18 protein-coding genes are annotated in these 24,921 nt (G+C 39.9%); 12 read left to right on the top strand and 6 right to left on the bottom strand.

Annotated elements, in window-relative coordinates; all coding sequences use genetic code 11:
* Positions 1–86 precede the first annotated feature (86 nt).
* Both HH219_RS04235 and HH219_RS04230 read left to right on the top strand, forming a co-directional pair.
* Positions 87–1,031, top strand: coding sequence for a D-2-hydroxyacid dehydrogenase (locus tag HH219_RS04235; protein ID WP_169326730.1), 945 nt, complete (start codon positions 87–89; stop codon positions 1,029–1,031).
* Positions 1,032–1,192: 161 nt separating this feature from the next.
* Entirely contained in the window at positions 1,193–1,570 is a 378-nt protein-coding gene (locus HH219_RS04230; RefSeq protein WP_054203118.1) for a DUF3192 domain-containing protein, read from the top strand.
* A gap of 464 nt (positions 1,571–2,034) precedes the next feature.
* Here HH219_RS04230 and HH219_RS04225 read toward each other — a convergent pair whose 3' ends face one another.
* The 3 genes from HH219_RS04225 to HH219_RS04215 all read right to left on the bottom strand — a co-directional run bounded on the left by HH219_RS04225 (position 2,035) and on the right by HH219_RS04215 (position 8,176).
* Complete coding sequence (locus HH219_RS04225; RefSeq protein WP_054203117.1) at positions 2,035–2,949, bottom strand: diguanylate cyclase; 915 nt, start codon at positions 2,947–2,949, stop codon at positions 2,035–2,037.
* Entirely contained in the window at positions 2,933–6,712 is a 3,780-nt protein-coding gene (locus tag HH219_RS04220; RefSeq protein WP_169326729.1) for a response regulator, read from the bottom strand. Before HH219_RS04220 ends, HH219_RS04225 begins: the two co-directional genes overlap by 17 nt.
* 66 nt (positions 6,713–6,778) lie before the next feature.
* Positions 6,779–8,176, bottom strand: a complete 1,398-nt coding sequence (locus tag HH219_RS04215) for a PhoH family protein (RefSeq protein WP_169326728.1) — start codon at positions 8,174–8,176, stop codon at positions 6,779–6,781.
* A gap of 295 nt (positions 8,177–8,471) precedes the next feature.
* Between HH219_RS04215 and rapA the strand changes: the two genes are divergently transcribed.
* The 3 genes from rapA to HH219_RS04200 all read left to right on the top strand — a co-directional run bounded on the left by rapA (position 8,472) and on the right by HH219_RS04200 (position 13,268).
* Complete coding sequence (gene rapA / locus HH219_RS04210; protein ID WP_169326727.1) at positions 8,472–11,366, top strand: RNA polymerase-associated protein RapA; 2,895 nt, start codon at positions 8,472–8,474, stop codon at positions 11,364–11,366.
* 196 nt (positions 11,367–11,562) lie between these two features.
* A complete protein-coding gene (gene rluA, locus HH219_RS04205) occupies positions 11,563–12,216 on the top strand; it encodes a bifunctional tRNA pseudouridine(32) synthase/23S rRNA pseudouridine(746) synthase RluA (protein WP_054203113.1) in 654 nt (217 codons plus the stop codon).
* A 143-nt stretch (positions 12,217–12,359) separates the two neighbouring features.
* On the top strand, positions 12,360–13,268 hold the full coding sequence (locus HH219_RS04200; protein ID WP_249118446.1) for a DUF3530 family protein: 909 nt from the start codon (positions 12,360–12,362) through the stop codon (positions 13,266–13,268).
* On the opposite strand, the gene djlA is transcribed toward HH219_RS04200, so the two are convergent.
* Genes djlA through HH219_RS04185 form a run of 3 tightly spaced genes read right to left on the bottom strand, consistent with a single transcriptional unit; the run spans position 13,251 to position 15,795 of the window.
* The gene (djlA, locus tag HH219_RS04195; RefSeq protein ID WP_054203111.1) at positions 13,251–14,123 is read right to left on the bottom strand and encodes a co-chaperone DjlA; all 873 of its coding nucleotides are present in this window, start codon (positions 14,121–14,123) and stop codon (positions 13,251–13,253) included. The two genes, HH219_RS04200 and djlA, sit on opposite strands and share 18 nt — an antisense overlap.
* Complete coding sequence (murU, locus tag HH219_RS04190; protein WP_054203110.1) at positions 14,113–14,784, bottom strand: N-acetylmuramate alpha-1-phosphate uridylyltransferase MurU; 672 nt, start codon at positions 14,782–14,784, stop codon at positions 14,113–14,115. The genes djlA and murU overlap by 11 nt, the downstream gene beginning before the upstream one ends.
* Before the next feature lie 3 nt (positions 14,785–14,787).
* Positions 14,788–15,795 (bottom strand): phosphotransferase, encoded by a 1,008-nt coding sequence (locus tag HH219_RS04185; RefSeq protein ID WP_169326725.1) that lies wholly within the window; start codon positions 15,793–15,795, stop codon positions 14,788–14,790.
* 103 nt (positions 15,796–15,898) lie between these two features.
* On the opposite strand from HH219_RS04185, the gene lptD reads away from it, so the two are divergent.
* The 7 genes from lptD to HH219_RS04150 all read left to right on the top strand — a co-directional run bounded on the left by lptD (position 15,899) and on the right by HH219_RS04150 (position 24,603).
* Entirely contained in the window at positions 15,899–18,145 is a 2,247-nt protein-coding gene (lptD, locus tag HH219_RS04180) for an LPS assembly protein LptD (protein WP_169326724.1), read from the top strand.
* A gap of 25 nt (positions 18,146–18,170) precedes the next feature.
* Positions 18,171–19,466 (top strand): peptidylprolyl isomerase SurA, encoded by a 1,296-nt coding sequence (gene surA / locus HH219_RS04175; protein ID WP_054203107.1) that lies wholly within the window; start codon positions 18,171–18,173, stop codon positions 19,464–19,466.
* Positions 19,467–20,459, top strand: a complete 993-nt coding sequence (pdxA, locus tag HH219_RS04170) for a 4-hydroxythreonine-4-phosphate dehydrogenase PdxA (RefSeq protein ID WP_169326723.1) — start codon at positions 19,467–19,469, stop codon at positions 20,457–20,459.
* Complete coding sequence (gene rsmA, locus HH219_RS04165; protein ID WP_054203105.1) at positions 20,456–21,262, top strand: 16S rRNA (adenine(1518)-N(6)/adenine(1519)-N(6))-dimethyltransferase RsmA; 807 nt, start codon at positions 20,456–20,458, stop codon at positions 21,260–21,262. Before pdxA ends, rsmA begins: the two co-directional genes overlap by 4 nt.
* A complete protein-coding gene (gene apaG, locus HH219_RS04160; protein WP_054203104.1) occupies positions 21,246–21,635 on the top strand; it encodes a Co2+/Mg2+ efflux protein ApaG in 390 nt (129 codons plus the stop codon). The genes rsmA and apaG overlap by 17 nt, the downstream gene beginning before the upstream one ends.
* Positions 21,636–21,640: 5 nt before the next feature.
* Entirely contained in the window at positions 21,641–22,465 is an 825-nt protein-coding gene (locus HH219_RS04155) for a symmetrical bis(5'-nucleosyl)-tetraphosphatase (protein WP_054454572.1), read from the top strand.
* A 122-nt stretch (positions 22,466–22,587) separates the two neighbouring features.
* On the top strand, positions 22,588–24,603 hold the full coding sequence (locus HH219_RS04150) for a methyl-accepting chemotaxis protein (protein WP_169326722.1): 2,016 nt from the start codon (positions 22,588–22,590) through the stop codon (positions 24,601–24,603).
* Positions 24,604–24,921 lie beyond the last annotated feature (318 nt).

Here is a 24,921-nt window from a genome sequence, read left to right as displayed (position 1 = left end):
AATTTTTTATCAACTTTTACTTACTATAAACCTTAGAGCACACACTAAGGTCAAGTATTTATAATTTTTATTTTAAAGGAAATAGTATGAATATCACTCTACTCGATAGCGATACTTTAGCAGGCACTTCACTTAAGCCTTTTCAAGAGCTTGGTAAGTTTAAAAGCTACCCTCTAACGAGCACTGAGCAAGTTATTACTCATAGCCTAAATGCCGATGTGTTGATCACTAATAAAGTTGTACTTAATCGCGAGACGCTCGCACAACTCCCCGCAGTTAAACTTATTTGCGTTGCAGCAACTGGCACAAATAATGTCGACTTAATCGCAGCGAAAGAGCTTGGCATTGCAGTCGCCAATGTAGCTGGATATTCTACACCTAGCGTTGTTCAACACACTTTTGCATTAATTACTAACTTGCTCGGTAATACACATCGCTATATTAATGATTGCCAACAGGGGCAGTGGCAGCAAAGCCAAATGTTTTGCCGTCTTGATTATAGTTTTAACGAAATTGCGGGTAAAACATTAGCGATTATTGGTTATGGTTCATTAGGTAAAGCCGTTGCAACTGTAGCCAATGCATTTGGCGCACACGTCATTCTTGCTGAGCGTAAAAACCATCCCGTTAGGCAAGGCCGCACTGAATTTTATCAAGCAATAAAAAGCGCTGATATTATTAGCGTACATTGCCCTTTAACTGATGAAAGCCGAGATCTAATTAGCGCAGAAGAGCTAAGTATGATGAAGCCCTGTGCTATTTTAATTAATACAGCCAGAGGCGGTATTGTAAATGAAGCTGACTTAGCCCATGCACTCGCTGAGAATCAAATTGCCGCAGCTGGGGTTGATGTGTTAACGAAGGAGCCTGCCACTGACACTAACCCGCTAGCAGGTTATCAAGGCCATAACTTAATTTTAACCCCTCATATTGCATGGGCCAGTGAAGAGTCAATCATTCGCCTAGTTAAACAGATAAGCTTGAATATCAGTGCATTTAGCCAAGGTGAGAGCCGAAATAGACTGGTCTAATAGACTAATTATTAGTTATAAATACCAAGCCATATGCTATTCACACATCGTATATGGTTTCAAAAAACCTAACACACTGATTTTAAACAAGCTAAAAACTTGGCCAGCTATTTGCTAAATATTCAATAATAAATACCGTACTTAGCATCAGGGCAAATATAATGAAAAAAACACTTTTAATCGCAGCACTTACAATACCATTTTTAACTGGATGCGTTATTGCAGTATCAGATGGTGAAGCAGAAACACATTGGGCAGGCAGTGATACATCTAGCTGGGAAAAGCACCACAAATATAATCGAGAGGCTATTGCAAATATTGATTTAGATAGCAGTTATCAATCTGTTTTAAGTAAACTTAAAACGCCTAACTTCTCTGAGCTGTTAAAAAAGAATGATGATGTGTATCAGGTGTTATTTTACGCCACTCACAGCATTCACTCTGACGGTAAAATGACCAAAGATGAGTGCACTGCGCTTGTATTTAAAAATGAGAAACTCATTGGGGTGGGCGATACCATCTATAAATCACTTAACTAACATTTATACCAATCTGCGTAGATATGGGGTCTATTTAACGACAAGAAAATTGCGCTATACCTAGGCAGAAATTTTTATATCTAGTTGTTCTAAATAAAAAATTTTTAACGACGTTATAGCGTGATTTAATTCGTTAAATTGTTCAAATATTTATGCAGATTGGTATTATCTACCTAAACCACCTCAAGATGCGAGGGTCGTTGGAATTAAAAGCGATTTAGACAAGACATTAGTTGCAAGTAATAGTGGTTCTATTTTTAAAATCAACCCCTTATAAAAGTAACGCAGTATAAATCGCTTTTAAACTAACCCATTGAGCGGTTCACAGGCACTTGTGAAACGCTGAATTCTGCATCTTGAGGTGCTTTGGGTATATTGCGCTGGGTAGATAACAATCTACCCATGATTTTATTTTAACTAACTACAACATTGGAAGCTTTTAAAAAACCTAACTGGCTCTTTTATTATTGCGTTCGAATGACACGCGCAACAATGATATCTCGACCAGCATCTTTCGCTTGATATAACCCTAAATCAGCCTCTTCTAACAGTGTATGTTCGCCATATACTTGGCCGCACTCTGTTGTCGCAACACCAATACTTATTGTTATATGATCAGCATTTAATGATGCCTTATGCGGTATATTTAATTTTTTCACCGCATTTCTTAACTTATTTGCAAACTGCAACGCTTCATTTTTTCCCATATCGGGTAACACTGCAGCAAACTCTTCTCCCCCATAACGCGCAACAAAATCACTTGCACGCTCACATTCGCCCACTAATGCATGCGCAATACGTTTCAAGCAGTCATCTCCAGCACGGTGGCCATAACAATCGTTGTAACGTTTAAAGTGATCTATATCCATAAGTAAAACTGATAATGGGGTTCCAGCTCGGCGGCTTCGTCGCCACTCCCGAGATAAGCTTTCATCCAAATAACGTCTATTGGGGATTTCCGTCAAACCATCAATGGATGCTAGCATTTCAAGTAAGTCATTTTTCTGTTTTATAAGTAATTGGTTTCTGATACGAGCTTTTACAATTGTAGGGCTAAAAGGTTTTGCAATATAATCCATAGCACCTAGTTCAAACCCTTTAGCTTCATCATCATGACTTGTATTGGCCGAAATAAAAATAACGGGGAGAGCTTGAGTTGATGGATTTTCTTTTAACTGAATTAATACCTCATAGCCACTAATACCAGGCATCACTATATCAAGTATAATTAAATCAACCGCTGTCGATTTTAAAAAAGTGAGTGCTTTTTCACCATTTTCAACCAAGAAAGTATCATGCTCACTTGCAAGTGTTTTCTCCAATACCAATCGATTTAGAGGATCATCATCAACAATAAGTATTTTAGCTCTTTTTAACATCTGCTAGTCCTTGTATCTGGATATAAGCCATGGCTTGTTTTAACTCCTGTATAAGTTGATCCTGTAATAATGGATCGGCTTCTTTCAAGGCTCGTAACTTATACTCTAGTTGCTTAGCCAACTCTGAGAGCCTGCAAAATCCTAGGTTTCCTGATACGCCTTTAATGCTATGCACTAACCGTTCCAGTTCTCTTGGTTGATTATATGTTATTAATTTATTTAGGTGGTCATTACATAATTTAGCAAACTTCCCCAGCATAACCAGTAATAAATCACTATCACCGGAGAATTGTTCCAATGCAAAAGGTTCATCATAAAAATTGGGGATTTCAATTTCAAGATCATTAATTGCTTGCAATAAAGTAGGGGCTATAACGGGCTTTGTTAGGTGTTTGTTCATTCCTGCAGCTAATGAACGATCCTCGTCTGCTTGTTCACAATGGGCCGTTAGCGCAAAAATCGGCAACTGCTGTTGATCATATTGCTTACGCAGCAATTGCGCTGCCTGTAAGCCATCCATTTCTGGCATTTGTATATCCATTAGAATGAGATCTGGCATTATTTTCTTGACTAACTCCAAGCCTAACAAAGCACTTGTCGCCGTAAGTACATTAATATTAGCTTGAGTTAAAACATTACTAATAATATCGATATTAAGCTGATTATCATCAATCACAAGCACTAACATCCCTTTAATATTTAGGGGGGGAGCTTGTATCGGCGCTTTTATTCCGGCATTACTAAATAATGCCACTGGTTGCATAAGACGCTGTACTAATGCACTACTTTTAATAATGTAAATAGGAATATTAGCAATAGAGGGCAGCGTTATCGTTTGGCTAGTTTGAATAACGTAAAGGGGGATATTATGTGTGATTATTGCAGCTTTTTGGTATTCGCAGCTCAGTAACGTTGATACGTCAACATCGCTGATTATAACTTTCTGGTAATCAGTGAGCATTACATTTTTACCTACGTCCGCGATACGGCTAAAATGTAAGTCTGTCATTGGTGCAAGCGCATTCGATAAATTCGTTTCAGCCTGTTCGTAAACAACTAAGGTGTTACGCCACAGAGTTGGCACCTCTGTATCAGGAGCATTGAATGCAATGCTGAAATAAAACTCGCTCCCCACTCCTTTTGCACTTTTTAGCGCAATTTCAGAACCCATTAATGCAATTTCGTGCTTTACGATGGCTAACCCTAAGCCTACACCTTGGTGGGTACGTGTCAGTGATTCATCACCTTGGGTAAATGCGTCAAATAACCGACTTTGGTCAGCTTTACCAATACCTATTCCGGTGTCAATCACCCTAAAGCAAATACGCTGTAGTGCAGAGCCAGTCTCTCTACTTTGCAACTTGAGAGTGACGCATCCTTGCTCTGTAAATTTAACTGCATTTGTCAGCAGATTACCCAGAACTTGCTCTAAACGAATATAATCACCAATCAATTGCGCTGATATATCTGGGTCAACCTCGATCTTAAATGTCAATCCTTTTTGCTGGCATAGCCCGGTCAATAAGCTTTCGCAGCTATCAATTAATGTTACGAGATCAAACGTGACCATTTCTAGGCGGACTGAGCTATTTTCTACACGAGCAAAATCGAGCATTCGATTTAACATCGTTAATAAGCTTTGTGCTGAATTTTTTGCTTGCACTGCATATTGCTGTTGTTGGTTTGTGATCCCCTGCTGAGTGATCATGTCAATCAACCCAGTAACTGCGTTTAGAGGCGTACGTATTTCATGGCTCAAATTAGCGATAAAGCGACTTTTAGCTTCGGTTGCCCGCTCAGCATCCTGTTTGGCTTGTGTCAAAGCGCTAATATCTTGAATATGAATAACATAATAATAAGGAGCTTGCTGAGCATCCCACACTAACGACACACTGAGTTGCCACCAGCTTTGCAGCTCTTGTTGCGCAAGAGTAAGATGGTAAACCTTCTTTTTTTCACTCAATAATAATGCAAGCAGTGACTCAATTTCCTGCCATTGGCCTGCCCCAAATAAATCAGCTAAAGGCATTGCCTCCTCAGCTTGCTCAATCTTAAAAAGCTTACGGGCAGTTTTATTCAATTGTAATACGGTATGCTCAAGTGACAGCAAAATAACACCGTTTGCAGCATATTCAATAGCGCTTCTAAACTTTGATTCAGAAGCCCTTAATGCTAATAAAGCCTGTTGCTGCGCTGTAATATCACGGCCAATACCCATGGTCCCCAATAAATGGTTTTGATCATTATAAAAAGGCGCAATTGTTAATTGAAACGTTTGCTGCGGTGTTTCTATTCGTTGTTCTGCTTTACTTCTCGTTTTTAAAACATGCTGCTCTAGCTCATTAATATGATGACTATCATCGCTGATATCACAAAGCTGCTGGCCCACTAGCTGACCTTGCTCAATGCCTATGTATTTTTCATATGCACGATTACACCCTAAAAATGAACCGTCGATATTTTTAAAGTAAATTAAGTCAGGTACGCTATTTAGCATAGTATTAAGTAATGCTAAATGGCGTTCTTTTGCTTCATAACTACGTGCCAACTCTCTCGTTTTTATTTTTACTTGAGCATCTAGTTCAGTATTTGCTAGCTGTAAGGATTCTACTAATTGCTGATTTTCATTAAGCACTCGTTTTATTCTGCTAAACCAAGGCTGCCAATTTATGGGTATACGATAATCTAAATTGTCACTATAGCGCTCATCATTTTGCTCAAGGAAAGCCATTAAATACGTCATTGGCTTAACAAAAATACGACGACTTAGCCAAAACACCACACTGAACATCATCACTAAAAAAACACTTAAAAAAACAAACTCTATAATGACCTCATAGCGAATAGGCGGCACCAACTGGTAATGAGATTCAAAATATGCGGCATAAACGGGTTGCCGTTTTTTATCTTGAAAAACAACTAAATTATCACGACTGTCCCACTCTCCTTGCATTGGTTTTACCGGTCTTGAAGATGACCAATACTGATCAAGCTCAGAGACATTTCCAATCTCAGTCACAGAGCTGGCAATAACCGTATTCGCCTCAGTTAAAAATATATACTCACCGTTTTTTGATGATATTTTTCTTAACCAATCAGAAACAGCCCCCAGATCATAGATTAAAATTATATAGTCTTGACTACCTTGCTCTCGCTGCTTACCTATCGCAAAATACTTTTTATCATCAAGCTTAATAATACGGCTTGAGGAAAGCATGTTTTCTCTAAAATCAGGACGCAAACCACCATCAAGTATCTGTGTTAATAAGATACTGCTATCGTCATCCCGACGCTTAACATACGCAAAACCTTGCTCATTTACATAAGCAACAGCCGCCAATGACTGAATTAATGACAGTGCTGTATTAAAAGCAGGCCCTAGCGCAATTACATGCTGCCATTTTGCGAGCGCATTAGGTGTTGAGGAAAATTGTTCTTGGCCTACAATCTCCCCTCCACCAGAGGGAATTTTGCGATAATAATAGTTTTCTAATTGATTAACGTCTTCTAACCACTGGCCGTCAAATTGATAAGATAAGGGTTGTTCATATTGTAAAAATAAAGTGCTGACTAAGTCTTCCGCAGCTTCCATGCGATATTCAAGTTGTGCTGCCAGTGTAATAAAGTCTGCTTCACGTTTAGCAACCGTTCGATCTAATTTAATAGAATATAAATGTAAGCAGAGTAAAAAAGCCACTAGCAGTGGCACTATAAGCGCAACGGCTAATGAGCGGTAATAGTGTTTTAATGGTAAAAAGTCCAACAGACTGCCTATTTCTTGACCCAATAATCAGAGTTTAGATTATCGAGCCAAGTACATTCGCGCAAGTTATAAATTTTCTTCCGCAAATGAAGCTAAGCGACTTCGAACAACACCATTGAGGTTCACGGTAGCACTGCCTTCAAAGTCTTTAAAGCGTTCAACAATGTACGTTAAACCCGATGTGACAGGGGTTAAGTAGTTACTATCTATTTGTGCCAGATTGCCTGAACAAATTAACTTTGTCCCTTCACCACAACGGGTGATAATCGTCTTTAGCTGTGACGCAGTCAGGTTTTGACTTTCATCTAAAATTACCACTGCATTTTGGATGCTACGACCACGCATAAAGTTAACTGATTTAAACTGTACATTCGCTTTTTCCATAATGTAATTACGACTTGATATTGGGTTTTCATCCCCCTTATGGAGCACTTCTAACGTATCTGTAATTGCAGCTAACCATGGCGCCATTTTCTCCTCTTCTGTACCTGGTAAAAAGCCAATTGATTCTGCGATTTCAGGGGTGTTGCGAGTAACGATTACTTTATCGTAAATACCTTTTTCAATAATCATTTCAAGAGCGCTGGCCAGTGCTAATAAGGTTTTACCGCATCCTGCTGGGCCAGTTAAAATGACTAACTCAATATTAGGGTCTAGCAACGCATCAAGGGCCATACCTTGGTAAATGTTTTTTGGTTTAACACCCCACGCAGATTGATGCATCAAACGTTCAACACCAATATCTTTGAGCATTATGTGTTGATCATCATACGATTTAACTCGCGCTGCAAAATGGCCGTTGTCATCAAATAAATACTCATTACAAAACACACCTGGAATGAGGCTTTTTGCTACTTTATGAAAAGTATCTCTACCATGTTGCTGCGTTTCACACTCGCCAACATGTTGCCAAAAATCACCGGTGATTTTTTGATAGCCACTGCTTAAGAGTGCAATATCATCAATGAGTTGGTCGGTGCGGTAATCTTCAACGTATTTAAGCCCTGCCCCCTTGGCTTTCAAGCGCATATTGATATCTTTAGTAACCAATACAACTTTGACATGTGGGTGCTGCTTTTGTAAATGCACGGCACAATTAATAATACGATGGTCATTTTCATTTCCCGGTAAACCAGAGATCGAATCTGCAAATAAATGGTCGTTAACAATGATTAATGTGCCTGCAGATGACGCTTTAGCCTTTTTATTACTAGGTAACGCAACGCCTTTGAGCATTTGCTCTGGCGTGGCGTCTTTGAGTACTTCATCTAAACCGCGAATGGCCACACGTGCATCGCGGCTAACATCATGCTTACGGTCTTTAATATGATCCAGTTCTTCTAGAACGGTCATTGGAATAACGACGTCGTGTTCTTGGAATGATAAATACGCGAGGGGTTCGTGAAGCAATACATTGGTATCTAGCACATACATTTTACTATCAAGGTTCGAAGCTTTTTCCATAGCACTTTCCTTACGTTTTATGATTTTTATGCTATACCCAACTAACTAAGTAAAACGAGTTAACGCTAAGCTCATAACACTTAATTGCTAAGGTATATTGTAAGTTTAGCTTAGTTGTCATAAAAGACCCTTTTATGACAAAGCTTTTTTAGTTTGAAATTAGTCAATTAAACATGTGCGTTAATAGGAATAATGCGCAGTTACTAAATTAATTAAAAGTGAGCTAGTTAGCGCCTTGCAGTGGTGTTAGGTTACAGGTAACATAGCCGCCTTTTTCTTCATAGACGAGACATACATGAATTTTTCCTTAGGTCAGCGTTGGATCAGTGATACAGAGTCAGATTTAGGATTAGGCACGGTCGTTGCCCTTGAAGGCCGACAGGTCAGCATTTTATTCCCAGCCAGTGGCGAAAACCGTGTTTATTCAATGCAAGAAGCACCGGTTACTCGCGTGGCATTTAATTCTGGTGATGTGATCAAAAGCGTTGAAGAATGGGAACTTGAAGTCGAGTCAATTGAACCTATCGGTGATCTACTTTGTTATCATGGCACTCGTGTCGATAACGGTGAAAAAGCACAATTAAAAGAAACTTTTTTAGATCACTTTATAAAATTTAATAAACCACAAGACCGCCTATTTGCCGGCCAAGTTGACCGTTTTGATCGTTACACATTGCGCTACCAAACCTGGCAACATCAATTTGAACGCCAACAATCCCCCATTAAAGGACTTATTGGCCAAAGAGCAAGCTTAATACCGCATCAGCTTTACATTGCTCAAGAAGTCGGCAAACGATTTGCACCACGCGTATTATTGTCTGACGAAGTGGGCCTTGGTAAAACTATTGAAGCAGGTATGATTTTACATCAACAAATCATCAGTGGCCGTGCCAGCCGTGTATTAATCATAGTACCTGAAAATTTACAGCATCAATGGTTAGTCGAAATGTTGCGCCGCTTTAACTTACACTTCTCTATTTTTGATGAAGAACGTTGCGACGAAGCATTTGCTGATTCACCCAATGTATTTGATACCGAACAATTAGTGCTTACCAGCCTTGAATTTATAACCAAGAAAAAACGCTGGTTTGAACAAGCAACCATGGCAGATTGGGATTTACTTATTGTTGATGAAGCGCATCATTTAAGTATTGCCAATGGCAAGCAAAGTACTGAATATCAACGTATCGCTGAATTAAGCCAAGACATTCCTGGGTTAATATTATTAACCGCAACTCCTGATCAATTAGGTCACCGTAGCCATTTTGCGCGTTTACAGTTACTCGACCCTGATCGTTTTTATGATTACGATGCCTTTGTAGAAGAAGAAAGTAATTACAAGCACATTGCAGAGGCAGCCAATCAATTACTTCAAGACAAAGCGCTTGATGATAGCGCCAAAGCCACATTGATTGAGCTGTTAAAAGAAACCGATATCACAGGTATCCTTGAACAAGCACAAAGTGGTGATGAAGCGGCTCGTAAAGAAATTTTAGCCATGCTATTAGATCGCCACGGCACAGGCCGTATCTTATTTAGAAATAGTCGCAGTGGCATTGATGGTTACCCTAGTCGTAAGCTCCATGCTTACCCAATGGAAATACCAAAACAATATAAAACAGCAATGTCTGTACTTGGCAATATGAGCGGCATTCAAAATGCTCAGTTAAGTGCACAACGCGCACTCTTTCCTGAAAAAATATTTCAAGAGTTTGAAGGCGAAAGCGCAAGCTGGGGGATGTTTGATCCTCGCGTAGATTGGCTGATCAACACCCTTAAAACTCTCAAACACGAAAAAGTATTACTGATTTGTGCTAAAGCAGAAACGGCGATTAGCTTAGAGCAAATATTGCGTGAACGTGAAGCGATTAAAGCCTCAGTATTCCATGAAGGTATGTCGATTATTGAACGCGACCGCGCTGCTGCATTTTTTGCTGACGAGTACGACAACGCACAAATATTGTTATGCTCTGAAATTGGCTCTGAAGGTCGTAACTTCCAATTTTCACATCATTTAGTCTTATTTGATTTACCGCTAAACCCTGATTTATTAGAACAACGCATTGGCCGTTTAGACCGTATTGGTCAAACGCAAGACGTCAATATCCATGTGCCGTATTTTGAAAACACTGCACAAGAAGTGCTACTGCGCTGGTATAACGAAGGCCTAGATGCCTTTGAGACCACGTCAACCACAGGTCAAATGCTCTATAAAGAATTTAGTGAAGATCTGCTTGAATTTATTTCAGCGCACAACTGCGATGAAGATGAACTTGATCCATTACTTGAGCAAGTTGCCAACCAAAATGCTAAATTGCGTAAGCAAATGGAAAGCGGCCGTGACCGTTTACTTGAGCTACATTCATCAGGTCAAGGTGCCGCTGATTCATTAGTAGCTGATATTGAAAAGCTTGATAACCAGTTTGAATTGCCAAGTTATATGATCAATGTATTTGATACCTTTGGCGTCAGCCAAGAAGATAAAGGTGAAAATACCATAATCCTAAAGCCAACAGAACACATGCTAAACCCATCGTTCCCAAGCTTAAAAGATGACGGTATAACCGTAACATTCGACCGTGATACCGCGTTATCACAAGAAGATGTTCACTTTATCAGTTGGGATCACCCTATGGTGCAAGGCACCTTAGACATGATTTGTGATGATGACTTTGGCACCGCCTCTGTTGCGCTTCTTAAAAACAAAAAGTTACCACCGGGAACTTTCTTTGTTGAGCTAATTTTCTTAGGCGAAGCGATGGCACCAAAAGCTCTACAAGTAGGTCGTTTTTTACCACCAACACCGATTCGTATTTTGCTTGATAAAGCGAGTAATAATTTAGGTGAAAATGTTGGGTTTGATGGATTTAATCAGCAGCTCTCTGCTGTTGGCCGTCAAACAGCAAGTAAATTAGCCGGAGCATTACAAAGCGCAATTCATCCAATGATCAAAACCGCGCAAGCAATGGCGCAAACAAAACTTGAAGTGATCCGTGCCGCTGCCCTTGAGAAAATGCAACATTCACTCGCTGAAGAGCAAGCTCGCTTAGCTGCGCTGAAACAAATTAATCCAAACATTCGTGAAGAAGAGCTGACTTTTTACGACAAGCAACGCACTGAACTAACCACGCATATTGAAAAAGCGCAGTTAAAACTTGATGCTATTCGCTTAATCGTGGTTTCTCACTGATCATAGCTTTAGCTCGAAGTTTTAAGTTATAAGCTTTAGAAAAGCGCGGTGTATTAATTTATACCACGCTTTTTTAACCTTCAAACAAATATTGTAGCCAACATAAACGCTTACTTGAAAAGGAATCAAGCCTAGTGATTGTGAAATAAGGACGACTACACTAAAATGCAACGCTTGTGAATCGCTGAGGTCTATCGTGTTACTTAATTACAACCCCCCGCTCGATCCGTATTTAACCATCGTATATCAAGATGATGATTTACTGATTGTAAATAAGCCCAGTGAGCTATTAACAGTGCCCGGCAAAGATCCTAAACACGCAGACTGTTTAATTGCCCGTGTTAATCGTGTATTCCCCACCGCTAAAATTGTTCATCGTTTGGATATGGCAACCTCTGGGATTATTTGTTTAGCGATGAATAAAGCCGCTCATCGCCATGTAAGTATGCAATTTCAAGAACGTCAAACAGCTAAGCGCTATATTGCTCGTGTGTACGGCAAGCTTAAACCTGAAACTGGATCTGTAGATTTACCCCTTATTTGTGACTGGCCTAACCGCCCAAAACAAATGGTTGATCATGATAATGGTAAGCCTTCCTTGACGCATTACAACGTACTGGAATATGAAGCACACGCAACGCGCGTAGAGTTAACGCCAATTACAGGTCGCTCTCATCAATTACGCGTCCATATGCTATCGTTGGGTCACCCTATTTTAGGTGATAGGTTGTACGCTCACCCTGATGCCTTAAGTGCAGCACCACGCTTGCAGTTACATGCGCAAATGTTACAACTCACCCACCCTATCACTGAACAAACTATGATCTTTGAAGCTGAACCTGATTTTTAATTGCATCGTTTGCATGATAGAAATTGCGCTAAACTTTTTACAATTAAAGCCGATAACCATATATTGATTCATTGCACGTGGTTACTATGATTATTGGCAAAAAATTAAAAAACCATCAATTAATCAGCTTTGTCGGCTGTTTAATGTTGGCAGCGCCCCTCCTTGCGGCTGATTTCATTGCGCCAACACCATGGTCAACTATTGCTAGCAGTGATTTAGCACGCTTAATGCCAGATGATGAAGTAAAACCCCTACTCGCTGGCGAAACAGAGTTTACAACGTTATACCGTCAACATATGAGTGCTCAACAACGTGGTGTGGTTTTAATTATTCCTGATTGGCAGCATTTACCAACGAATAATGACGGTGTTAATTTTTTGCGTACTGAGCTAAATGATTTAGGCTACGCAACTATTGCAATGACAGTCCCTGATATAGATTGGTACGCCAACGATAGCACCGTCAACGATAGCGCCATCAACGAAACAGAAACCACAACACCCGATCCCCAAGAAAATACCGAAGCACCAACTAATACTCCTGCAAATGATGCGCTAGAACAAGCCCCTGCACCAATAGCTTCACCCAAGCATGTAGATGCAATTCCTATGATCAGCAACGCGATTATAGATAACTATAAGCTTAACCTTATTACGCGATTTAACGCCTTGTATGAAAGTGCTTTAAATGAAGATGGGAAAATAGTCGTAGTGGCTCAAGGTGCCAGTGCTGGGGTTTTATTAGAGCATTATGCAAGCTTTCCAAGCACAAATATTGATGCATTTATTAGCCTTAGCAGCTACTTGCCAAACACTGAGCGAAATAAAAAGCTCAATGCAACAATATCAACGATTAGCCCACCACTGCTGGATGTTTATTACAGCGTTGATAATTCCAACTTGCTGTTAAGCATTGCCCAAAGAAAGCGTTGGGTAAAACGTCATAGTAAATATGATTACCGCCAACGTGAGTTATTTGGTTTACGCTCAGCGCCGGAGCAACATGAGCGATTAACCAAAGAGGTGGACGGTTTTTTACGCCGCCTTTTTTAAGTACTCATAAGCCGATTGAATATCTTGGCTTTTTTTCACAGCCAGTTCCATCATATGCTTAGGTAAGCCTTGAGATACTAATTTATCAGGGTGATGTTGCGCCATTAATTTACGATACGCTACTTTTACATCACGCTCACTCGCTTCATTATTTAAACCCAACAACGCCAAGGCTTGAGTGCGGCTCATGCCATTATTGGGTGGAACATGATGACCTGAGCCTTCTCGATAGCTACTGCTTTGACCTTGCTGACGATTTTGCTGTTGTTGATAGCGCTGTTGCTGCTGGCGGAATGAAAACTCAGCCTGATACCGCTTAAGTACAAACGCAAAATGTGTTTTTGAAATACCCAAATGCTTGCTGACTTCTTGTAATAGCTCTTTTTCTTGAGCGGCAAGCACACCGTCAGAAAATGCCATTTGGATTTGAATTTCTAAAAAAAGCTGCAGTAAATCATGACGACGAGCAAAGCGCTCTTTAAAATCATAAACCGTTTCTTTTAATGAAAAGTCAGCTTCTTTACCTGCTTTAAATGCACCTTGTGCTTCTTTGCGATCATCGCCTTTTAAACCCATCTCATCCATAAATAGGCTGGCAGCACGAATATGAGTTTCACTGACTCTCCCATTTGATTTCGCTATATGCCCCATAACAGCAAAACAGCTTGAAAAGAACAATGCTTGGCGTTGATTTATATCATCATCACCTTTAAATAAGTTTGAAAAGCCACCCGCTTTATCAAAATTTTTCTTGAGGCTTTTATCAAACATATGCCCTAAATATAGGCCTATAAACAATCCAACAATACGCCCAAACATAAAACCAAAACAGGCACCTAAAATTTTACCCCACATGAGGTGCTCCTCTTACATGTTCATTTAATTGTGCTAACCGTTGCGGGGTACCGACATCATTCCACATACCAATGTACAACTGTGTCGATACATCACATTCGTTCAAACGCATGCGTAATAATGGCCCTAAAGGCAATACGCCGCCTTGTAAACCATCAAAAAAATGACGCTGAAACCGACTAATACCCGAAAAAGTATACTTTTGACTTTCAGGGCCCAAGTGACGCAAAGTAAAATCCCCATCAGGGTTATGCGCAGGGTTTTCAACAAGTACGATATGCCCTTCACCAATATCTAAATGTAATTGCGCTAATGAGCTTATATCGTAATCGGTAAATATATCCCCGTTAATAACGATAAAGTCATCACCAAGCAAAGGTAATGCATGGATGATCCCGCCGGCAGTTTCAAGCCCCCCTTCAGGCTCGTGGCTGTAAATAATTTTTACATCAAATGCGCTGCCGTCACCAAAGTAATCACTAATTTTATCACCTTGCCATGCAAGATTAATTACAATTTCTGTAATTCCCGCGCTTTTCAGACGCTCGATATGGTGTTCTATAAGCGGCATACCTGCGACCTGTAACATCGGCTTGGGCAATTTCGCTGTCAGTGGCATCATTCTTTGACCACGCCCCGCGGCTAAAATCATCGCTTTCATTTATTAATTACCTAATTTTTCTTTTATCGCGACACGCGTAGCAGGAATGATGGTATTGGCAATCCATAACCCTAATGGTTGCAGCGTTTTATGTTCTTGTGCCACATCCGCAATATAGCGTAATGTCGGAAGTACGTTTTCCATATAGCCCAGCTTGCCATCACGTAAATTTAAACGACAAAAGATACCTGCGGCTTTTAAATGCCGTTGAATACCGGTCAAATCAAACCACTGCTTAAATTGTGCAAAACTTACGTTAACACCGATCAGACCTTGCTCCTTAAACTCTTTATAGGCGTGCTCAAGTAAATATTCGAGCTCATCATGGGGCAGTTTAAAATAGCAATCGCGCAATAATGAAACAAGGTCATAACACACAGGGCCTTGAACCGCGTCTTGGTAATCAATAATCGCCCATTGCTGGTTACTCCGCATAATGTTACGACTATGAAAATCTCGATGTACTGTAACACTTGGCTGGGCAAGTACATTTTCAATAAGCAATTCCGCGCTGCGTTTCCACAGGGCATCAATTGCGGGTGTCACTGTCAGCCCTAAAAATCCTTCCACTAGCCACTGCAAGAAAATACCGAGTTCAAGCTCTAAAAATTCACGGTCAAAATCTTTCATGTATGCTACAGGCGGCATTTTAGCCCATTGTGCACTGAGTTTTATGAGGTGCTTATAGTGGCTAGTCCGTTCTTTGTCCTCTAGCATATCAGCGAGGTGTATATTGCCTAGATCACTTAATAAGAAGAATCCTTGTTTTTCATCGGCATGTAATATTTTTGGTAGTTTGAAGCCATGCTCGGAAAAAACTTTATTAAGTTCAATATAGGGGGTGTTATCGAGTTTAGTTGGATCAGAGTCCATAACAATGTAACTATCTTGACCGCGATTTAAACGGAAATAACGGCGAAAACTCGCATCCCCCGTGATCGCAGCTAACTGGTATTCTTCATCACTAAAGTGGGGATTTAAAAACTGCTGTAAACTTTTATAACGGTTCATTTTACAAGATATCTATTTTTCACTAAGTCAATTACTGTATTTGCCATTGTTTTCCTTTATTATGTGAGGTCTATATTCAACGACACCATATTAAGGTTAATAAATGAGCAAAACCTGGGGCATAATGATGCTAAGTGTGATCAGCGCACCATCGCTTGCCGAAACTGAACTGGCACACAATCTTTGTGGCAATTCAATGCAAACCAGAGCTTGGCAACCGCTTGCTGGCCTTGACTTTGGCATGGTCGATATCAAATCAGATGATATTGAATTGCTTGGTACTCAAAGCGCAGAATTTACCGGTAACGTTGATATTAACACCCTTACTATGAGTTTGTCCGCACAAAGTGCACTTATTGATAAACAGCGCGGGCTCCTTAATGCTACAGGCCCAATTACTTATCGCGATCCAATTAGTGAAGTAAAAAGCTCAGGTTTAAATGCTGATTTAAATAACTCTCAAATTAGTTTATTGGGTGCTGATTACAAACTTACTGACCAACAAGGCCATGGCGGTGCTGAAAAACTCACTGTTAACAAGTCTGGCTTAAACCTGCTGAACGCAAGCTTTACTACCTGCCCAGGCGAAACGCCATTGTGGGCAATTCAAGCTGAGGAAATTGCTCTTTCTCGTGAAGAAGGCTGGGGAGAAACACATGACATGGTATTGCGTATTATGGATACCCCTGTGTTGTACTTGCCCTATTTTACCTTCCCTATTGATGAGCGCAGAAAGTCAGGGTTATTAACACCAAACATTTCGAGTTCTGATCGTTATGGTATTGAAACAGTCACGCCATACTACTGGAATATTGCCCCAAACTACGATGCCACCATCACACCTCGTTATATGTCTAATAAAGGCTTACAACTGCAGGCTGAATTTAGATATTTAAGCGAAACGAGCCAAGGATTACTTGGTCTAGAGTATTTAAATAAAGATGAGTCTGAACCTGAACTAAACGATCGTTTCCTATTTCACTGGCAACAACAAAGCTATTTCGGTGAAAATTGGCGCGCAAATATCGACATTACAAATGTCAGCGATGATAACTACTTAACTGATTTAAATTCAGGCTATGCTGCAAGTACCGACACACAACTATATCGCACCGGTTCTTTATCTTATTTAGGAGAACTGTGGCGAACAGATATTCAAGTACAAAACTTTGAAGTGCTTGGTGATCACGTAGAATCTTACGCAGCACTGCCGCAAATTACGTTTACACAAACAACACCATTTCAATTTAAAGCCGTTGATTTAACCTTAAATGGTGAATTAAGCCACTTTACTAACGACACTGAGGTAATTGAAAAGGCTACTCGCTTACACATTGAACCTAAAGCCAGCTTTGGTTATCAAGAACATGCATGGTCATTTTTGTCTGAACTTAGCCTTCTACATACTAACTATAGGCAAGAAGGTGACTTAAACGGTACTGACTACGCTAAGTCAGTCTCTCGTACGCTGCCTAAAGTTCGTTTACACAGCCAATTAAATTTTGAACGTGACACAACAACGTTTACTGATAACGGCATTCAAACCTTAGAACCACAAATACAATATTTATACACACCAAATAAAGATCAATCAGATATTGGCTTATACGATACAACTAAGCTACAAGATGACTTTTTTGGTCTGTTTCGCGATAGCCGCTTTTCAAGCGTTGACCGTATTGCTGCAGCGAACCAATTTACACTCGGTGCAACAACCCGGTTATTTAATAATAAAAGCGAGGAATTGTTTAATTTCAGTGCAGGACAAATCTTCTACCTGAGCGATTCAGCTAAGCCAACATCGCAAGGGTTAAACTCCGATACAAACTATAATGCCTTGTTTGCCGCGCAAACCATGTTACATTGGCACCGTCGTTGGTATTTATCCGGTGGCATACAATATGACACTGATGGCAAGCAGATTATCCAATCAAATGTTACTTTAGACTATAAAGGTGACGATAATCAGCTGATACAATTGAACCATCGCTATGCAAACGATGTCTCAGGCAATACAATCGAGCAAGTTGGCTTGTTTACTAGCATACCGCTAAGTGATCAATGGCAGTTTGTAAGTAGCTACCACCGTGATTTAGAAAGCGGTCGTAGTATTGAGGCATTCAGTGGATTGCAGTATGAATCCTGCTGTTGGGCCTTTCAAATTACCGGTCGTCGTCAAATCGAAACTGATTTAAATCAGGCGATAGGCCTAGAACAAGCCACCTTTGACTCAAGCATTGGTTTTAACATTGTCTTGAAAGGATTAGGTAGTAAAAGCCGTTATGATGCACAAAAATTATTACAACAAGGTATTTTTGGCTATCGTAGACCGTATTTTCTTAATAACTAGTATTAGCAAGAGTATTAGAAAAAGTATGAATTTAAATAAATTATTAGCATCAGCATTATTAGGCTTAAGCCTATCTCACAGCGTTTTCGCAGCCCCTGTTGAAATCGATAAAGTTGTCGGTATTGTCAATCAAGGCGTTATTTTAAAAAGCGAAGTTGACACCATCGTTAACCGCGTAAAACTGCAAGCAAAAGAACAAAAACAAGAGCTTCCTTCTGACGAAACTTTACGTATCCAAGCGATGGAGCGTTTAGTTAACCAAGCACTTATGATGCAGCTTGCTGGGCGTATGGGTTTAGAGATTTCAGATAGTCAACTAGATCAAACATTGGTTGGTATGGCAAAAGAGCAAGGCGGGTCGATTGCTGATTTACGCCGAACTATCGAGGCATCAGGTGAAAGCTTTCAAGTGTATCGTGAAGAAATTCGTAAAGAAATCACAACGCAACAAGTTATGCGCGCCAATGTTGATCGCCGTATTTATATAAGCCCACAGGAAGTGGACAACTTATTAAAAATAATGGAAAGCCAAGGTCAAAATACTGAAGAGTATGATATTGGTCATATCCTTGTTGATATTCCAAACAACGCTACAGCAGATGAAATAGCCAGTGCAAAAACTCGTGCAGATAAAGTCATTGAGTTTTTACAAGAGGGTAAAGAATTTAAGCGTATTGCTATTTCATCTTCAAGCGGCTCTAAAGCACTTGAAGGTGGCCAGCTTGGATGGATGAGCATCAATGAAATGCCATCGCTATTTGCTGAAGCAGTTAAAGGCGCGAAGAAAGAAGCCATTGTTGGCCCACTTCGCTCAGGCGCAGGTTTCCATATTATTAAAGTTCAAGATATTCGTGGTCGTCAAGTAGTGGAAACCACCGAAGTACGCTCTCGCCATATTTTGATCAACCCATCTATAATTTTAAGTGAAGAAAAAGCCCGTAACATGCTTAATGGTTTTGCCAAAGACTTACGTGCTGGTAAAGCAGACTTTGGCGAACTTGCGAAAGAATATTCAGAAGATCCAGGCTCTGCGCTAAAAGGCGGCGAGTATGATTGGACAGATCCAACAACGTATGTACCTGCATTTAGAGATACACTTTTATCATTGGATAAAAATGAAATTAGTGACCCTTTTAGAACAAAATTTGGTTGGCACATTATACAGTTGCTAGATACGCGAGTGGCTGATAAAACTGAGCTAGCTAAACGTAATCGTGCTCATGGCATGCTGTTTAATCGTAAATTTAAAGAAGAAAGTTTTAACTGGCAGCAAGAAATGCGTGAACAAGCCCATGTTGAAATCTTTCCATTGGATCAGTAAATGACCCTACGTATAGCAATAACTCCCGGTGAACCTGCCGGGATTGGCCCTGATTTACTTTTAAAGCTAATCCAGCATGGCTGGCCGGCTCAATTAATCGCAATTGCTGACGCTAAATTATTACAGCAGCGTGCAGAACAGTTAGGTTTAAATATCAACTTAATTCCATTTGATGAATCATCAGCGCCTGCGATTGCACCTGCTGGCAGTATTTATATTCATCAAGTCGATTTAGGGGCTGATGTTGAGCTTGGTGTTTTAAATGATGCAAATGGCCAATATGTGTTAGATACCCTGCGTATTGCTTCTGAAAAAAATATGGATGGTACATTTGATGCTGTCGTTACAGGTCCTGTTCATAAAGGGATCATTAACCAAGCAGGTATTTCATTCAGTGGTCACACAGAGTATTTCGCTCAACAATCAAATACTGCCGATGTAGTCATGATGCTTGCAACCGAGGGACTACGTGTTGCACTGGTAACCACACATATTCCGCTTGCTTATGTATCACGCGCAATTACTGCCGAACGTTTGACAAAAGTTGCGGGGATACTAAACCATGACTTACAAACTAAGTTTGGTATTGAAAAACCACGAATTTTAGTGTGTGGGCTCAACCCGCATGCAGGTGAAGATGGCCATTTAGGCCGTGAAGAAATCGACACGATAACCCCAACAATTGAACAGTTAAATACCGATGGTATGAACCTAATTGGCCCATTACCTGCTGATACATTATTTCAGGATAAATACCTATCACAAGCGGATGCGGTACTGGCAATGTATCACGATCAAGGCTTACCTGTGCTAAAATACAAAGGGTTTGGCAAATCAGTGAATATAACTCTTGGTTTGCCGTTTATACGCACTTCAGTAGATCACGGTACGGCACTCGATTTAGCCGGTACAGGTGATGCTGAGGTTGGCAGTTTTGAATTAGCGATCCGCGAAGCAATTAAGCTCGCCCATGAAAAAGCACAAAATCAATGACAGATAAAGTACATTTAGGACACCGCGCCCGTAAACGTTTTGGGCAAAACTTTTTATTTGATGAAATGATCATCGATAAAATCGTCACCGCGATTGATCCTAAACCTGAAGATAATTTAGTTGAAATCGGTCCTGGTCTTGGTGCAATCACTGAGCCTGTAAGCGAGTTAAGTGGTCACTTAACCGTTGTTGAGCTAGATAAAGACTTGGCTTTACGCCTAACCGAACATCCGTTTTTAGGTCCAAAGCTCACCGTACACCAAGGTGATGCGATGAAGTTTGATTTTTCTACTCTCATTAATGATGAGCGAAAATTAAAAGTTTTTGGTAATTTGCCATACAACATTTCAACACCTTTATTGTTTCACTTATTTGAATTTGCTGACAACATTGAGCACATGCACTTCATGCTTCAAAAAGAAGTTGTAAAGCGTATGGTTGCAGGTCCAGGTAGTAAAACATTTGGCCGTTTAAGTGTCATGACGCAATATTATTGCCACGCAATGCCAGTGGTAGAAGTACCACCTGAGTGCTTTAAACCTGCACCAAAAGTAGATTCTGCGGTTATTCGGTTAATTCCAAAAAAACCAGAACAACGTACAGCTAAAAGTACTAAAATTCTTAACACAGTGTGTTTAGAAGCTTTTAATCAACGCCGTAAAACGCTGCGTAATAGCCTAGCTAATTTACTCACGGCTGATGAATTAACAAGTATTGGTATTGATATTAAGCTGCGTGCAGAATGTCTTTCGTTACAACAATTTATTGATATAGCTAATTGGATTTATGACAACAAGCAGTAATTTGGGCTCACCCATCAAGGTTTCAGTAGAGACATTTTATGTTGAAGGGCAATCACAGCCAGAACAAGATAAATATGTATTCGCGTACTCTGTAACAATTAAAAACCATAGTTTATGCAGTGCTAAATTGGTAAGTCGATATTGGTTAATTACCGATGCCAATGGCAAAGAAATAGAAGTGCAAGGAGAAGGTGTTGTTGGTGAAAAGCCAACAATTGGTCCTGGTGAAAGCTATAAGTACACAAGCGGCGCAGTACTAGACACCCCTGTTGGCACCATGCAAGGATACTATACCTTGAAGAATGAATTTGGCACTGAATTTGACGCGCCAATTAATGTTTTTCGTTTAGCACAGCCAAATATTTTACATTAACAACTATGGCTAACTATGCAATTGGTGATCTACAAGGCTGCTTTAATGAATTTCACGCCTTACTGCAACAGGTTGACTTTAACCCTAGCAAAGATCACCTTTACTTAGTTGGCGATATTGTTGCTCGTGGACCTGACTCACTCGCTTGTTTAGATTATCTATATACATACCAAGATAGTATTACCGTTACGTTAGGTAATCACGATCTACACCTCATTGCTAACTACTTTTTAAATAAAGCGGCCAACCCTAAAGATAAGTTAGGCCCCTTACTGCGCAGTGAAAAATTCCCAGCTTACATAAAGATGTTACAACAGCAACCCCTTGCATTATGGCTTGAAGAACAGCAAGTATTTATAAGCCATGCTGGTCTTAACCCCGCATGGACGATTAAAGAAGCTCTCAAACATGCTCAATTTGCCACAGACTGCTATCAAAGTACTCACGCTCATGATTTCTTCAATCATATGTACTTGGCTCACCCTAGTACCTGGAGCAAACAACTTACTAAATTTGAAAAATTTCGCTATATCGTTAATTACTTTACTCGAATGCGCTTTCTAACCCCCGATGAACAACTAGATCTTAGTTATAAAGGTGCTATTACTGACTCTAATGCAATGATCCCTTGGTTCAATCACCCTCGATTTAAAACATTGAAAAAAGATATTGTCTTTGGGCATTGGGCTGCACTTGAAGGGAAAACGTCGCACTCCCATATACATGCTTTAGACACTGGCTGTGTTTGGGGAGGAAAAATGACCCTCTTAGAGCTAAGTAATAAGCAACGCTTTAGTGTTAATTCTACTAATTTTGTCTCATTTAACTGAAAAATTATTCATCTTCTGTTAAATTTATAGTAATCAATGTTAAAAGTAATTAGATTTAATTACTTAACTTATTTGCAATAAAGCCGATAAGCACTTGTCGCTACTCTTTTATGGAAATTCATATGAACTTAACTGTTAGTCAACGTATATGGGGTGGATTTATTTGTATCACCTTATTGCTTCTATTAATTGGGGTGAATTCACTGCTAAGAATAGCCAATATCAATAATTCAGCACAGCAAGTAAATCAACTATCGCTTCCAGCATTACAAAAAAGCTCTGATTTACAAGTTGAATTTATATTAATGAGCAAAGCAGCTCAAGGTAGTTTTTATACATCATCTGCTGCAGAGTTAGCTCCAATTAAAAAAGCAGTTTTTGCTCAAAAACAACGCTTTGATAAATATTATTTACAATTACAAGATGTTGTAAGAAACAACCCAGAGCTGAATCAAAGTAGCCTCGATGTAGAACAAACATACAAGGGGTTTATCAAATCGGTTGAAGATTTGTTAAAAGACAAAAGCACCCAACTAGAATTAAACAAAAAACTTCACGCTCAATTAGAAAATATTGAACTGGCAGCAGAAGATGCTAACTCTGTGGTATTAGATATTATTGACATAGATGGGTTAGAAGAAAAAGATGCTCGTGCTTTTCAAGCCGCAAATATGTTAGAAAATAATTTCTTGTCATTAGTTACTACAAGTACGGATATGCTAACAGTAAAAACACAAAATACGTTAGATATCGTCAAAAACGAACAAGTCTATTATTTAGAAGAAATTGAACGCAGCTTAAAACTTTTAAAACCTGCGGTAGAAGCAGATAACCCTGATTTATTTAACGATCTAAATACCTATTTTGTTTCGTTGAATGACAACGTTATGGGCAGAAATAGCATTTCAATTAACAAGAAAAAGCTAATTAATGTGATCGCAATGACCCAAGCTGAGCTTGCACAAGCAGAGATTGCCACTTCCACAGCATTAAAGCAGCTTAACAAATTGGTTAATCAAGCAAGTAATCTCGCTTTTGAGTTGCAAAAAGATGTAAGCACCGACGTTAAATCTGCTAACCTTTGGACTTGGATTGGTATGATCAGTGCAACACTGATAGCAATTATAGTTGCCTACATTACCGTTAGCCGCATTACTAAACCTTTAGCTGAAGTAAACCGCATCCTTGACATTGTTGCCAGTGGCGATATGACACAACGCTTAGATGATACTGCCAAAGATGAATTTGGCGAGTTATCTCGTAGCTGTAATACATTAATTGAAAGCTTAAGAAACTTGATCCAAGGTATTATTTCTCGTTCTACACAGCTTGCTGCTGCATCTGAAGAAACATCGGCGATTACAGGTGAATCTAGTCAAGCTATTCGTAACCAACAAGCACAAGTTGAACAAGCTGCTACTGCGACTACCGAAATGAGCAGCACCTCGCAAACCGTTAGCAACAGTGCACAACAAGCATTAAAAGAAATTAAAAATGCAGACAAAGAAGCTGACCGTGTTAAGGGTATTTCAAGCCATAATAAAGCGACCATTGAGCAACTAGCGCGTGAAGTTGACGCTGCTTCACAAGTGATCAATAAGCTTCACCAAGATAGTGCTTCTATTGGCAGTATCCTTGATGTTATCCGTGGTATTGCTGACCAAACAAACTTACTCGCGCTTAATGCCGCAATTGAAGCAGCTCGCGCTGGAGAACAAGGCCGAGGCTTTGCTGTTGTTGCTGATGAAGTTCGCTCGCTCGCAAGTAAGACACAAGAGTCAACGCAAGAGATTCAAGCAATGATCGAATCACTACAAAGCGGTGCTGAAGCTGCGGTTGCTGCTATGTCAAAAGGAAAACAGCAAGCTGAATCATGCGTTGAGCAATCTGACTTAGCAAACACAGCCTTAGATTCAATCACAGCAGCCGTAGCACAAGCACACGATGTAAGTGAAGAGATTTCAACCGCAGCACAAGAGCAGCAACAAGTATCTCAAGAGATCAGCGAACGCCTAGAGTCAATAGTCGCAATCGCTGAACAAACTGCTGAGGGAGCTAACCAGACCAATATATCAAGCTCGGAAGTAGCTAAACTCGCCGAAGAATTACGCTTATCGGTAGATGCATTTAAAGTATAATATAAAGAGTAAAAAAGATAAAAAGCCGCGCTTGAAATCACAGACGCGGCTTTTTTAATCTAAGTTCAAGAGTAAAGTTATTCGATTAAAAATCACACCAACCACATTAGATTTTCACCTAAATTTGGTATGAATAAAGCTCAACCCAATCCTAAATATCTTTTTACTTAACGCTAGGGCGTGTTGACCTTTAGTGATTTATTTTACAGCAGTATGTTTGGTATTTAGGCAAGGCAGCGCCTATGGTGTGTGGTTGTTCCTCATAAATAGGCGATAACGCAGTATAAATGCCAAACATGCGCTGCCCAAAGGGTTCTT

This window comes from Pseudoalteromonas sp. NEC-BIFX-2020_015, from assembly GCF_012952265.1.
GTDB lineage: Bacteria > Pseudomonadota > Gammaproteobacteria > Enterobacterales > Alteromonadaceae > Pseudoalteromonas > Pseudoalteromonas neustonica.
This window is presented reverse-complemented; position numbering and strand designations above follow the sequence as displayed.